The following is a 13,507-nucleotide window of genomic DNA, read 5'->3' on the forward strand; positions in this document are numbered from 1 at the left end:
TGAAAGACATACTATGCTACACATAGTACGCACCTCGTGCATGCCTGATCCCGGGAAATGAGAGAAAATCCGAGGGCGTGGGGTGCTGGGGGGTGCTGGGGGCGGTGCGAGCCGGATTACTGTCCGGCGATATCGACGAGTTGGATGCTGATCCGCATGTGTCGACTGGCGCGCCGGACGGAGAGTTCGACGGTTTCGCGGGGCTGGTATGAGCCGAGGATTCTGACGAGCTCGAAGACGTCTCGGGTGGGGCGACCGTTGACGGCGTAGATGACATCGCTGGGGCGGATGCTGCTGGTTCGTGCGGCTCTTGAGACGGCCTGCGTGACGACAGGGCCATCGCCGGAGCCGGGATCGACATCGATGCCGAGGCCGACGCGTCCCTCTTTGCCTCCGGGCTCGGGGACTGTCGGCAGTGCCCTGAGCCAATCGCGGTACATGGTGTTGAGGCCTTTGAGGTCGGTGTCGAGCGTGTCGAGGATGGCCGCGATGCCGGATGGGTCGTCGGCGAAGGTGGTGATGTAGGTCTTGTACCAGTTGCCGAGAACGCCTCTGTCGTGGAGGAAGAGGAAGACGGCGCGGCACTCGGCGTAGCGGGCCATGGTGCGTCCGCCGGCGGTGAACTTGTCGCGCGGGATCGCGGCGAGCTCTTCGATGGGCGTGAGGCGCCCTGCGTTCAGCAGGCGCTTAACGGTGTTGGTGCGCCATGAGGGGACCGGGGTCAGGGTGCCGTTGAGGATGTCGTAGTCTTCAACAAGAGAGCAGAGCCCTTCCTGGATCCAGATGGGATGTTGCTGGCCTCGGCGGGAAGCGGAGCGCCAGTGCAGGACGTGGAAGAACTCGTGGCGGAGGGTGCCCCCGAGGTCCTGGGCGACGAGGAGCTTTCGATCGTGGTCGTATGCGCCGCCGATGCCGCTGAAGTTGTTGCGCGATGCGGGGCCGTAGGTCATGGCGACCCAGCGGAGGAAGTCCTGTCGATTGGGGAGGATGACGGTGACGTAGGGATCCTGCGGCGAGTCGGCGGTTGCGTCGGGATCGAGGTCGGTGAAAACGCGTGCGATGCCCCAGTCGGCGAGTCGGGCGAGTTCATCGCGGGCGATGGCGAAGGACTCTGCGTCGTATGCGGTTGCGTAGATGAGACGGCGGGTCTGGTCGGTCTCGTAGATGTAGGCGTCGCCATAGATCGCGCGGACTTGTCCGAGGTTCGCATCGGCCCGCGCCTTGGTGATGGCTTCCCAGTTCTCGATGAGCGCGATGTATCCGGGCTCGTTCCTGATGGATTGGAGATCGGGGTCGGTCGTGAGTTGGCGATGGTCGATGAAGCCGAGTTCGATGGCGCGGTGGAGGTGGTCGATCGCCTGGGCGGTCTCGCGGAGGCGAGCGTGGACGCACGCGAGGTTGTAGTGAACGACGAAACTGGATGGTTGGAGCGCGAGTTGCTCTTGGAGGGCTTCGCGGGCGGCTTCGTAGTCGCCGGACGTGATCGCGCGGAAGGCACGCGACTGTGCTTCGGAGGCCTCATCGGTTGCGGATTGGGCAGGGGGCGAGCGTGGTGCGTCGTCCTGCGCGAGCGAGGGTTGGCCGAAGGACGAGAGCGATGCGATGGCAGCGAGCCGGATGGAGCCGCGTTTGATTCCGGTGTGCTGCATCGGGCTGGGTCTCAGCGTGAGGTCGGGTCGTGCGAGATCGTGCCAGTGTTCGGTACGAGCCGATTCATGACGAGTTGCAGCGCCTCCGGATACGCGATGCACTCGAGATCGAAGACGCGAGCGGCAAGGGTCTCGGGTGTGTCGTTCGGCAGCACCGGGCAGGACTTCTGAAGGATGATCTGGCCGTGGTCGAACTCATTGTCCACCTCGTGGACGGTGCATCCTGAGATGGGCTCGCGGGCGGCGATGACGGCCTCGTGGACGCGGTGGCCGTAGAAACCCTTGCCGCCGAACTTGGGAAGGAGCGAGGGGTGGATGTTGAGGATGCGCCCTGTGAGTTGAGCGGGAACGTGGATGTACCGGAGGTAGCCGCAGAGGGCGATGAGACCCGCGTTGTGGTTGCGGCAGATTGATGCGAGCGTGTCTCCCGGGATCTCGCCCGGGAGGATCTGGACGGAGACACCTCGCGATTCGAGGCGTTCGGCTCCGGCGCACGGCTTGGACGCGATGGCGTGGACGATGCGGGCGTTGAGTGTGCGGGTGTCGATGGCGTCGAGCAGGTTGAGCGCGGTGCGGCCTCCTCCTGAGAGCATGACGAGGATGCGGCTTGGTGAGGGTGGTGGGCTCACGCGGGGCTCTTAGATGGTGGGGGGCATGCGGAACGAGATGGGCTTGCCCCGGGAGTCAACGGCGACCATGGTCATGGTTGCGGACGTGACGGGAACGACCTCGGCTGTGTCGTTGCGCTCGGCCTCGACATCGACGCGGATCGTGACACTCTTGGTGCCCTGCCGGGTTGTACAGGCGTAGAGGTTGACGATGTCTCCGACGTGGACCGGCGCGTGGAAGTCGACGCGTTCGATAGAGGCGGTGACCCACCTGTGGGCTCCGTTGTGGCGTGCCTCGACGAAGCCGGCCTGATCGATGGCGGAGAGGATGACGCCGCCGAAGATGGTGCCGTAGTGGTTCGTGTCCTGGGGGCGTGTCATGACGCGGAGGGCGAGGCGGCGCTCACTGACAGGGCAGGCGCCGGAATGGGGGTTCGGGCTCTGTGTGTCGGTGGGCATGGGAGGAGAATAGGTCGGTGGATGCGAGGGCCTATCCTGAGGTTGGGACAGATGTTCCGTAAGTTCTTGGGACGCACGGCGGGGACGCCTCACGCGAAAAGGATTATCGATGACAACCCTCTCTTCTGAGCCGAAGGTGTACACGCAGTGTCCGGGCATGTCTCAGATCAACGCGCTATCGGTGCCGGAGCTGATCTCTCGCTATCGGATGGGCTCTGAGACGATCGACAAGCGGGTGTTCCAGCTGGCACCAGAGCAGGTTGACCAGGCGTTTCTTCCCGAGGCGGGTGTCGGGCGGTGGCCGATTCGGGTGCTGCTTGGTCATGTGGCTGATGCGGAGTTGGTCTATATCCATCGCGCACGGCGTGTTGTTGGAGAGGACAATCCCGTGTTCAGCGTGTGGGATGAGAACTCGTTCATCGACAACGGGCTGTATCGGCACCAGCGGCTTCCCGGGCACCCTTCGCCGATGTGCGGCGGGCACGTGGCGATGCTCCACACGATCCGCCTGTGGGGAGCGGAGTGGCTGGACACGCTCGCGGACGGGCACTGGATGAGGCAGGGCATGCACCCGGAGTACGGCGCGCTGCGCGTGAGAGACATTGTCTCGATGGCGGTGTGGCATCTGGAGCACCACGCGAGGTTCTTGAACATGAAGATCGAGAAGTTCCTCGGGCCGTCGCCGGCGCAGCAGACGCCTCGTGGCGGGTGCGGCTCGGGTTGCGGTTGTCACAAGTGATTCGCGGCGGAGTCGGAGGATGCGTTCGGGGCGTTGACGGGAACGGATGAGCATGGACAGACTGTTCGACCAACGCAGGTATCTGATACCGTTTCGGTCGTCGCTGTTGCCGCAGATCTTCACGGACACGCTGGTGATCGGCGCGGGCGTGGCGGGGCTTTCCGCGGCGCGATCGGCGGCTGCGCACGGCGATGTGATTGTGGTGGCGAAGTCGGACCTTTCGACGTCCAACACGGCGTGGGCTCAGGGGGGCATCGCGGCGGTGATGCGCGATGATGACGACACGGAGTCGCACATCCGTGACACGTTGGAGGCGGGTGCGGGGCTTTGCGATGAGCCGGCGGTGCGGTTTGTCGTCGAGCACGCAGCGGAGCGGATGCGTGAGCTGCTCGAGAACGGGCTGGACCTTGACAGGGATCTTTCGGGACGGTTGCTTGTGGGCAGGGAGGGCGGGCACTCGGCGGCTCGGATTTATCACGCGGGAGGGGATGCGACTGGGCGTGAGGTCCAGAGGTGTCTGAATGCGGCAGCGCGTTCGCTCCCGAACGTGCGTGTGTTCGAGCGCTGCTTCACGCTGGATCTGATTACGGCCTCGCCGGAGCCGGGGTCCGCGGTGATGGGCGCGATCACGTATCACGCTCGGTACGGGCTTCAGATGATCTGGGCGCGAGCGACGATTCTGGCGACGGGCGGCGCGGGCGTTGTGTATCGCGAGACGACGAATCCGTCGGTCGCGACGGCGGATGGTCTGGCGATGGCGTACCGCGCGGGCGCGACCCTTGCCGACATGGCGTTCATGCAGTTCCACCCGACCACGCTGTATCTGCCGGGCGCGGCGAGGTTCCTGATTTCTGAGGCGGTGCGGGGCGAGGGTGCCCACCTGCTGGATGCATCGGGTGCAAGGTTCATGCCCGAGTTGCATCCGCTGGCGGAGCTGGCACCACGCGATGTGGTGAGTCAGGCGATCGTGCGTCAGATCTCAAAGCAAGGTGGGCGACATGTGTGGCTTGATTGCCGGCACGTGGAGCGGTTCGACCGGCGGTTCCCGGGGATCGCGCGCCTGCTCGGGCAGTTTGATCTGGACCCGGCAAGGAATCTGATTCCCGTGCATCCGGCGGCGCACTACATGGTGGGCGGCGTGAGGACCGACCTTGAGGGGCGCACCGATGTGCCGGGGCTCTTTGCGGTGGGAGAGGTCGCGTCTGTGGGCCTGCACGGGGCGAATCGATTGGCGAGCAACTCGCTGCTTGAGGGGCTCGTGATCGGGCATGCGGCGGGGCACGCCGCGGGCGCTGTCAACGGTGCGCTGGGCCTTGAGGCGTCGCGTCGTCCCGCGCCGGTGCCTGTGGTCAGCGACGTGCGTCCATCGAGCACGGGTGAGCTCGACCTTGAGGATGTCCGATCGAGTCTGCGGTCGGCGATGTGGAAGAACGTGGGGATCGCCAGGACGGGCGGGAAACTGGCGGATGCGGTGGACATGCTGCGCTTCTGGGCGCGGTACACGCTCGACAAGATCTTTGACGATCCCGAGGGGTGGGAGGTCCAGAACATGCTGCTCGTGGCCTCGATCATGGCCGAGTCGGCGGCGTGGCGCGAGGAATCGCGCGGGTGTCACGCGCGGATCGATCATCCGCGCGAGGAGGCGGCTTTCGCCGTCCATGACTGCTGGCGGCGAGGATCGTCTGAGCCGACGCTGCTGCCGGTTTCATCGCCCCATCCGGCGGGAGTGTGAGCATGGCGAGACGTGCCGATGCCAATCTTCCGGCTGTACTCGTGGCGGTGTGCGCGATCGCTTCCGGTGGGTGCGAGACAGAGGAGAAGATTGTTCGCTACAGGCCGATTCTGGCGGCAGTGCCGGGGGCACAATCGAACACCGCGCCGGTGGGGGATCCCTTCGAGGGCAGGCGGGTCGATCCTTCTGCGACAGACGCGAAGTCGCTTGTGGTCGAGCTGCCGGACGGTGAGAAAGTGCTGGTCATGAAGACCGGCCGTCAGTTGATGGCGCACATCATCAACACGATCGACGCGAACGAGCGGGATCTGTTCGTCGAGCAGGTGCTGAGCGAGGCGACCAAGAAGGAGTTCCTGGAGCGTGCGATCGATCCGGGCGAGGCGTTCGATCTTCTGAAGAAGCGGCGCATGGACATCATGAAGCTCTTCAACCTGATGCCGATGGGGGAGTACACGCCGGGCGTCTATATGAAGGGAGTGGGGGGCGGTGTGCAGCGCCTGCGTGTCGTGGGGCCATCGGCCACCGACCTTCGATGGAACTTCATGGACATGAATTACGAGCGCGGCGGCTGGCGGCTTCGCTGGTTCGGCAGCGATCGCTGAGAATCAGCCGCCCGGCGTCCTGCGGCTGGCCTTCAGTTTGACCTTCGTGGACTGCTCTTTGTCGTCGCGGATGTAGGTGATGATGACCTCGTCCCCGGGCTCGGCTTTCTCGAGTTGGGGCATCCAATCGTCGACGCTGGTAAGCGGGGCATCGTTCCACTTGGTCATGAGATCGCCCGCCTGGAGCCCGCCTTCAGCAGCAGAGGTGTCGGGGAAGACCTGTCCGACGAGCACGCCTGGGCGAGATCCGGAGTAGTCACCGGGCGCGATGCCGAATCGCACACGGACACGGCGCTGCCCACCCATTGCGACGCCGCCTCCGTCGGTTGACGTGAAGGTGAGTGGCTCGGTTCGATCGGCCACGGTCAGCGCGATTCTCTCGACGAGGTCGACGACCTTGACGGCTCCAACAGGATTGATGAGCGCGGCGACGTCGGAGGGTGCGTGGTATTCCTCGTGAAGGCCGCTGAAGAAGAACATGACGGGAATGCCGGCGGCGTAGAAGGAGGCGTGATCGGAGGGGCCGGTGCCGCCGGGGCGAGCGGCGATGTTGAGTCCAGAGTTCTCGAAGAGGGGCGTCACCATCTCGGCGAGTCCGACGGCGGTTCCGGTGCCGTTGGCCTCGAGATTGCCATCGCGGACACGTCCGATCATGTCGAGGTTGAGCATGATGGTGTGACGTTCTTTGGGCGCGATCATGTTCTGGATGTAGTGGGCAGATCCATTGAGGCCGGATTCTTCTGCGGAGTAACCCATGAAGAAGACGGAGCGCAGGTTGGCGTCGGCTCCGGCGGCGGCGTAGTGCCTGGAGAGGCGTTCGGCCAGGAGGAGCATGCCGGACGTGCCCGAGGCGTTGTCGTCTGCTCCGGGATGGATCTTGCCCGCCTCACCGGTTCGTGAGCCGAACCAGCCGTAGCCGACGTGATCGAAGTGGGAGCCGATGACGATGAACTCATCGGCCAGTGCACCCTTTCCTCGGAGGATCCCGCCCATGTTGGCGGTACGGTTCGGCGCGAATCGGGTCGCGACGCTGAACTCAACCTTGGCGTTCGTGAGGTCGATGATCTCGCCCTTGTCGTCAGCGATCCGGCGGAGGTCGAGGAGTGAGCGGCCGCTCGGATCCCCGGCGCGGACGAGTCGATCTGCCATGTCTTCGGTGACCATGACGACGGGGACGCGTCCCGATCCGCCCTGGCCGGTCGTTTCGCGCCAGGTGGCGAGCTTGCCGATGCGGTCGTCCTTTGCACCGGGGGGATTGACGACGATGACGCCTGCCGCCCCGCGGCGCACAGCGGCGGAGATCTTGGGGGCGAGGCCCGCGTAGTTTGACCAGCCCTCGACGCCCTCGCGGACCCACTTGCTGCGTCCGTTCTCGTCCATGGGCTCGAAGCGGAGGATCATCGCGATCTTGCCCGTGAGGTCGGGGTTCTCGCCGAAGTACGAGCCGTACTCGTTGGGACCGGCGACGATCGAGTAGCCGACGAAGGCGATCGGAGCGGTGAGTTGGCCGCTGCCGGACATGCCGAGGACGGAGAAGTCTTTGCCTCCGGCGAGCACGATCTGATCGGCCTGGCCGAGTTTGAGCGTTACCGCGGCGGAGTCAACGTACATCTCCAGGCCGACTTCGAAGTGCTGGCGGAAAGAGGGCGTGCTGGTGATGACTTCGGAGCCGTCCGCGGCGGTGATTGTGGTTGATTCGGTGAAGGCGGGTTCGAGGCCGAACTGCTTGAACCAGAACTCGATGTACTCCTGCGCGATCTCGTTGCCTCGCGTACCTGGGGCGCGACCCTCGAAGAACGGGTTGGCGAGTGTCATGACGTGCTGGGTGTAGCGTGTGACATCCGGCCCGAGCTTTGTCAGGAGTTCCGCGACCGGGCTCTCGCCGAGGGCGGCCTCGGAAGTTGCTGGCTGGGCAATGGCCGCGTGCGTGAGTGCGGCGGTGCAGAGCAGGGCGATGACGGATGACTTTGCGGGGCGGTGCATCATGTGGGCTCCGGGATGAGCGATTCTTGGGCGCGAGTTTAGGAGGGGGGCGGGGACGAGAACGGCCGAGGGACCAGCACATCGAGACGGGAGTTGGTCGGTGGGGCGATGGGGTTGTACCCGTTCGGGGGTCGGGGCGTTGCCGGACCGGGTCTGAGAGCGGTGGTCTAGGGAATCCGTGGTGATGTTCACATTGGCGATCGTGCATCGAATACCTACGATCTTTCGATCCCTTGGCAGCGGCTCAGGATGGCTCGCACCGTCGTGCGTGGCGCGACGAGCGGACGCCGTACCGCGTGGGGACGATGAGGTCGCGTCAACCGATGAGCCAGAGCCCTGCCGCCCCTGTCAAGACCGTGCCGTCTGCACCCGTGTCGCCCGTTGCGGACGCGCTTCTCCACCCCTCGGACACGTTCCTCACGAGGCACGTTGCGCCGACTCCCGAAGAGCAGATGGAGATGCTCGGCCTGATTGGTTACAAGACGCTCGACGAATTGATGGCGGCGACGGTGCCGGCATCGATCCGCAAGCACGAGATGCTGAATCTGGTGGGTCTGCCAACGGACCGTGCGTTTGGTGAGTACGAGGTGCTGACGAAGCTCCGGGCGATCGCGGACCAGAACAAGGTCTTCAAGAACTACATCGGGATGGGCTATTACGACACGATCACTCCCGGTGTGATCCTGCGGAACATCCTCGAGAACCCCGGCTGGTACACGCAGTACACGCCGTACCAGGCGGAGATCGCGCAGGGACGGCTCGAGGCGCTCCTGAACTTCCAGACGATGGTGGCGGACCTGACGGGTTTGCCTCTGGCGGGCGCGTCGCTGCTGGATGAGGGCACGGCGGCGGCGGAGGCGATGGCGATGTGCTACAGCATCGTCGGCGCAGGCGGAGGGAACGCGGCAAAGGGGGCGTTCTTTGTTGCGGATGATTGCCACCCGCAGACGATCGAGGTGTGCAGGACACGCGCCGAGTCGCTGGGGATCGAGATTGTCACGGGTGATCCCTTCAAGGCCGATTGGACGAAGGGAAACCTGTGCGGTGTGCTTGTGCAATATCCGAATACCAGCGGTGAGATCAGGGATTACGCGAAGGTCTGTGAGCAGGCGCACGGCGCGGGCGCGCTGGTTGTCGCGGCAACGGATCTGCTGGCGCTGACGCTCATCAAGCCACCGGGCGAGTGGGGGGCGGATATTGCGGTGGGGAGTGCGCAGAGGTTCGGCGTGCCGATGGGATTCGGCGGGCCTCACGCGGCGTTTATTTCAACGAGCGACAAGTACGTCCGCAAGCTGCCGGGACGGATCATCGGCGTGTCGAAGGATGCGCACGGGAACACGGCGTACCGGATGGCGATCCAGACGCGCGAGCAGCACATCCGTCGCGAGAAGGCGACCAGCAACATCTGCACGGCCCAGGCACTCCTGGCGATCATGGCGGGGATGTACGCGTGCTATCACGGGCCTCAGGGCCTGAAGCGGATCGCGACGCGGGTCTCGGCGATGACGAACTCGCTCTCTCACTCTCTCGCCTCCGCCGGGCATCAGGTCATGACAGTGGCGGCGTTCGACACGATCCGTGTCAAGCCCGTGAAGGGCGCGAGCGCGGTGATGGTCGCGGCTGAGGCGGCGGGGATCAACCTGCGTGACTTCGGCGACGGGACGCTTGGCGTCTCACTTGACGAGACGACGACGGTAGAAGACGCCACGACGCTTGCGAGGGTCTTCGGGGCCACGTTCAAGGCGGTGAGTGAGACGGGCGTGCCCGCGTCGCTGGCTCGGACGAGCGCGTATCTCGCCCACCCCATCTTCAACGCGTACCACTCGGAGCACGAGATGCTCCGGTACATTTTCAAGCTGCAGGGGCGTGATCTCTCGCTCGCGCACAGCATGATCCCGCTCGGGTCGTGCACAATGAAACTCAACGCGACGGTGGAGATGATCCCAGTGACGTGGCCGGAGTTCGGGAAGATGCACCCCTTCGCACCGACGGACCAGTGGAAGGGTTACGCCCAGGTCTTCCGGGATCTGGAGGCGTGGCTCGCCGAGATCACGGGCTTTGCGGCCGTGTCGCTCCAACCCAACGCCGGCAGCCAGGGGGAGTACGCGGGGTTGCTCGCGATTCGCGCGTATCACATGTCGCGGGGCGATCATGGTCGAAACGTCTGTCTCATTCCCACGAGCGCGCACGGGACGAACCCGGCGTCGGCGGTGATCGCGGGCATGAAGGTTGTGCCCGTGGCGTGCGACTCGCGTGGAAACATCGATGTCGATGACCTGAAGAAGCGAGCGGCCGAGCACAAGGAGACGCTCTCGGCTCTGATGGTCACATATCCCTCGACGCACGGTGTCTTCGAGGAGTCGATCAAGGACATCTGTAAGATCGTGCACGATCACGGCGGGCAGGTGTACATGGACGGCGCGAACATGAACGCGCAGGTCGGGCTGACCAGCCCCGGCATGATCGGCGCGGATGTCTGCCACCTCAACCTGCACAAGACGTTCTGCATCCCGCACGGCGGCGGCGGCCCGGGCATGGGCCCGATCGGCGTTGCGCCGCACCTGGCTCCGTTCCTCTCCGGCCATCCGGTGCTCAGCCCGTGGAACGACCGCGAGCAGGGGAATCCGACGAGTGCAGGCGCGAAGGCGGCTGGGCCGGTCTCCGCGGCACCCTTCGGCTCGGCGACGATCCTGTTGATCTCGTGGGTGTACATCGCGCTGATGGGCGCGAAGGGCTTAAAGCACGCGACGGAGGTGGCGATCCTCAACGCCAACTACATGGCCAAGCGCCTGGAGAAGCACTACAAGATCCTGTACACGGGCAAGAGCGGGACATGCGCGCACGAGTTCATTCTGGATTGCCGCGACTTTGACAAGAGCGCGGGGATCAAGGTCGACGACATTGCCAAGCGCCTCATGGACTTCGGCTTCCACGCGCCCACGATGTCCTTCCCCGTTCCCGGCACGCTGATGATCGAGCCGACCGAGAGCGAGCCGCGTCCCGAGCTGGATCGCTTCTGCGAGGCGATGATCGCGATCCGCGAGGAGATTCGCGCGATCGAGGAGGGGCGGGCGGACCGCGAGGACAATGCGCTCAAGCACGCTCCGCACACGATGCACGCCGTGACCGCGTCCGAGTGGAAGCACACGTATCCGCGCGAGCAGGGCGCGTTCCCCGCGCCGTGGACACGCGACCACAAGTTCTGGCCCGCTGTGGGTCGGATCGACAATCCGTTCGGCGATCGCAACCTGATCTGTTCGTGCCCGCCGATGACCGAGGATCCGGGATCGTGGAGCAGTGGATCATGATCTCGCGGGCAGCGAGCTGTTCGTAGCGGATGAGTGGGCTGTGTGGATGAGGCAAGGTCGCCGCTTCATGCGGATTCGCTGCGATTGTGCGCAAGAGATACTCAGGCGTGTGCCTGCTTTGCCGTGGATGGAGTTGTGGCAAGGGTGTGGCTGAGATCAGCCACCGCCGCCGGGCTGTCCTGTGCCAGTGCCGCCGCCTCCTGCGGTTGCACCCACGGCACGCTCGGCGAAACCGTCGATCTGGGAGTGTCCCCATCGTCCGTCGATGGTGACCCATCGACGCTCGGCGGTTGCGGTTGTCTGTGAGGAGCGGCGAGAGGGCCACCACGAGTATCCGATGATCTGGCGGTGGACATAGTCCGGCGCGTTCACGATGAACGAGCCCTGCCAGTATCGGATCGTGGCTGCATCGCCCCCGTTGTCGACCCACTGGTCGAACTCAACGAGTTCGGTGATGAGCGACTTCAGGTCCTCTGCGCGTTCGGAGCGGGGGACTATGGTGATGTCGTTGTCGTTTGTGTTCTGGAACGGGCTCTGACCTCCTCCGCCGCCTCCACCCTGATTGCTCTGGAGGACCTGAGAGAGGTCGAACTCAGGGGCGTTGTCGTAGTCGGGGACTTCGAGCAGCAAGTCGTTGATGTCGTAGATCTCGATGCGGCGGTACGAGTTGAGGCGCGACTTGGGGCCGATCTGTATCGATCCGGTGTCGGACATCTGCCACGAGTTGCCGCCGGAGAGGGCGTCCTGCTGCGCTTTGGCGAGAACCTTCTCAACGAGGGTGAGCGCGGTGACATTCTTGACGGTCAGCGAGATGGTGGCGTCTTTGTCGAGTCCGTCGGGGTTACGGTCGTCGAGCCACATGACCTCCATGTCTGCACCGGTCAGTTGCTCGATGAAGTTCATCACATCTTCGAGGCGCTGGCTGTCGAATGAGATCGAAACCTGCCGCAGCATGCGCGAGGCGGTCTCGCGCTTGGCCTTGATCTCTGCGCGGCTGGCGACTTGTGCCTGCGCGGCTGGCGCGTAGGAACCGACGAGCCCGCATGAAAGTCCGGCGGCGATGACGATTGCAGCGATGCGGCGCATGGACGCCTCCGTTTGTGTTCGGGCCCAAGCAGGTTCGAAGCACGCTTCGGAACTTGCGTACACCCTCTGTAGTTTAGCGATTCGGCCCTTCGGATGCGAGAGTTGCGTGGGGGGGCAGAATCGAATCCAAACAGGGTGTTCACCGGGGGATCGACTCGGGGAAGATGACAAGGTTCCTCGTGGTTTGCGTGACTTGCGGATCGCGCAGGAACTGCCGGTGCGGGAGATCACGCACGAAATCATTCACGAGGCCAAAGGAAGGGGATTTCGCGGCCCGATATGTCCCTCACCTTGGGCAGAAAGTCTTCAAAGCAGAATGGCCAGCACCTCCGCCTTGTGCAGAGCGGAGACGCGGCAGTTCCAAAGAAGGATTCTGTTAGGAATGCAACTTTACGCGATGCCGAGTCCCTCGGTGGGGCCGCGGAATCGCATGATTCGATTGGCTCGAAGCCAGGAGCAAAGATGACCACCACGTACCCGACCAACGGCACCCAGACGTTCAACGGCCAGCCCATTCACGGCCAGCCCTTTAACGGCCAGTCCTTCAACGGTCAGCCCTTCACTGGGCAGCCCAGCTACGCCCAGCCCTTCAACGGCATCCAGAACAGCCCGTGCAACACGGTGCCGTTCAACTACGGGTCGTTCTCGCCCGCGGCGTTCGCCGGCTCGACGATCGGCACGCCGTTCAACGGCACCCAGACCTCGTATCCCGGCCCCTACGGCTTCAATCCGTTCAACACCTGGAATCAGTTCGGCCAGACGCCGTGGTTCGGCTGGAACAGCTTCAACAACGGTTTCGGCGGCTATCGCGGCTCGTTCACGCCCGCCTGGAACACCTACAGCGGCTACCAGACTCCGTGGAACACGCCCTACACCTCGCAGATTCCTCAGGGCTGGTTCAACACGCCGTTCATCGGCCAGGGTTTCATTGGCCAGGGCTTCAATGGCTTTGAGCAGAACTGGTATGGATCCAGCACGCCGTTCGGCTTCGGCTCGACCACGCCTTTCTACTCCACCCCGAACTTCTTCGGCCCGAGCAACTACGGCTTCGGCTTCGGCGGTTTCGGCGGCACCGGCTCTCCCTTCGGCTACGGCTTCAACACGCCTTCCAACACGGGCTTCTCCACGCCCTATGGCTACAACACGCCGTTCAATTACGGCTTCGGCGGGTTCGGTTTCAATCCCGGTTACGGCTTCAACTCCGGGTTTGGCTTCAACACCGGATACGGGTTCAACCCGATCAACGGTCAGTTCCCGGCGAACTTCGTTCAGCCCGGCACGCCGATCAACAGCGGTTGCTCCGGGATCGGTCTGAACCGCGAAGCCGCCTGAGCGATTTCA

At 64.2% G+C, this 13,507-nt stretch carries 10 protein-coding genes; 5 read left to right on the forward strand and 5 right to left on the reverse strand.

The annotated features are described in order from the left end of the window. Positions 1-116: 116 nt before the first annotated feature. The 3 genes from KF838_01085 to KF838_01095 are packed head-to-tail and all read right to left on the reverse strand — an operon-like array spanning position 117 to position 2,716. The gene (locus KF838_01085; protein QYK48463.1) at positions 117-1,649 is read right to left on the reverse strand and encodes a hypothetical protein; all 1,533 of its coding nucleotides are present in this window, start codon (positions 1,647-1,649) and stop codon (positions 117-119) included. Between the two features lie 11 nt (positions 1,650-1,660). Then, entirely contained in the window at positions 1,661-2,278 is a 618-nt protein-coding gene (locus tag KF838_01090) for a phosphoribosylglycinamide formyltransferase (protein QYK48464.1), read from the reverse strand. Positions 2,279-2,287: 9 nt separating this feature from the next. Beyond that, positions 2,288-2,716: an acyl-CoA thioesterase gene (locus tag KF838_01095; GenBank protein QYK48465.1), complete on the reverse strand. Its 429-nt coding sequence runs from the start codon at positions 2,714-2,716 to the stop codon at positions 2,288-2,290. 109 nt (positions 2,717-2,825) lie between these two features. On the opposite strand from KF838_01095, the gene KF838_01100 reads away from it, so the two are divergent. From KF838_01100 to KF838_01110, 3 genes are read left to right on the forward strand one after another with little or no spacing between them, the layout of a single operon-like run. Further along, positions 2,826-3,455, forward strand: coding sequence for a DinB family protein (locus tag KF838_01100; protein QYK48466.1), 630 nt, complete (start codon positions 2,826-2,828; stop codon positions 3,453-3,455). A 52-nt stretch (positions 3,456-3,507) separates the two neighbouring features. Next, positions 3,508-5,187: an L-aspartate oxidase gene (nadB, locus tag KF838_01105; protein ID QYK48467.1), complete on the forward strand. Its 1,680-nt coding sequence runs from the start codon at positions 3,508-3,510 to the stop codon at positions 5,185-5,187. Between the two features lie 2 nt (positions 5,188-5,189). Then, positions 5,190-5,789, forward strand: a complete 600-nt coding sequence (locus tag KF838_01110) for a hypothetical protein (GenBank protein QYK48468.1) — start codon at positions 5,190-5,192, stop codon at positions 5,787-5,789. Between the two features lie 3 nt (positions 5,790-5,792). On the opposite strand, the gene KF838_01115 is transcribed toward KF838_01110, so the two are convergent. Then, complete coding sequence (locus tag KF838_01115) at positions 5,793-7,775, reverse strand: M28 family peptidase (GenBank protein QYK48469.1); 1,983 nt, start codon at positions 7,773-7,775, stop codon at positions 5,793-5,795. Positions 7,776-8,095: 320 nt separating this feature from the next. On the opposite strand from KF838_01115, the gene gcvP reads away from it, so the two are divergent. After that, a complete protein-coding gene (gcvP, locus tag KF838_01120; GenBank protein QYK49799.1) occupies positions 8,096-11,080 on the forward strand; it encodes an aminomethyl-transferring glycine dehydrogenase in 2,985 nt (994 codons plus the stop codon). A gap of 156 nt (positions 11,081-11,236) precedes the next feature. On the opposite strand, the gene KF838_01125 is transcribed toward gcvP, so the two are convergent. Continuing rightward, positions 11,237-12,166, reverse strand: coding sequence for a hypothetical protein (locus KF838_01125; GenBank protein ID QYK48470.1), 930 nt, complete (start codon positions 12,164-12,166; stop codon positions 11,237-11,239). A gap of 462 nt (positions 12,167-12,628) precedes the next feature. On the opposite strand from KF838_01125, the gene KF838_01130 reads away from it, so the two are divergent. Then, a complete protein-coding gene (locus tag KF838_01130) occupies positions 12,629-13,498 on the forward strand; it encodes a hypothetical protein (GenBank protein QYK48471.1) in 870 nt (289 codons plus the stop codon). The last annotated feature ends 9 nt before the right edge of the window (positions 13,499-13,507 follow it).

The sequence above is a fragment of the Phycisphaeraceae bacterium genome (assembly GCA_019454185.1).
Classification (GTDB): domain Bacteria; phylum Planctomycetota; class Phycisphaerae; order Phycisphaerales; family UBA1924; genus JAHBWV01.

What these genes read in the sequence shown, in the direction of transcription:
- KF838_01085 (QYK48463.1), bottom strand. Translation starts at nt 1,649, where the DNA reads ATGCAGCACACCGGAATCAAACGCGGCTCCATCCGGCTCGCTGCCATC.
- KF838_01095 (QYK48465.1), bottom strand. Translation starts at nt 2,716, where the DNA reads ATGCCCACCGACACACAGAGCCCGAACCCCCATTCCGGCGCCTGCCCT.
- KF838_01100 (QYK48466.1), top strand. Translation starts at nt 2,826, where the DNA reads ATGACAACCCTCTCTTCTGAGCCGAAGGTGTACACGCAGTGTCCGGGC.
- nadB (QYK48467.1), top strand. Translation starts at nt 3,508, where the DNA reads ATGGACAGACTGTTCGACCAACGCAGGTATCTGATACCGTTTCGGTCG.
- KF838_01110 (QYK48468.1), top strand. Translation starts at nt 5,190, where the DNA reads ATGGCGAGACGTGCCGATGCCAATCTTCCGGCTGTACTCGTGGCGGTG.
- KF838_01115 (QYK48469.1), bottom strand. Translation starts at nt 7,775, where the DNA reads ATGATGCACCGCCCCGCAAAGTCATCCGTCATCGCCCTGCTCTGCACC.
- gcvP (QYK49799.1), top strand. Translation starts at nt 8,096, where the DNA reads ATGAGCCAGAGCCCTGCCGCCCCTGTCAAGACCGTGCCGTCTGCACCC.
- KF838_01125 (QYK48470.1), bottom strand. Translation starts at nt 12,166, where the DNA reads ATGCGCCGCATCGCTGCAATCGTCATCGCCGCCGGACTTTCATGCGGG.
- KF838_01130 (QYK48471.1), top strand. Translation starts at nt 12,629, where the DNA reads ATGACCACCACGTACCCGACCAACGGCACCCAGACGTTCAACGGCCAG.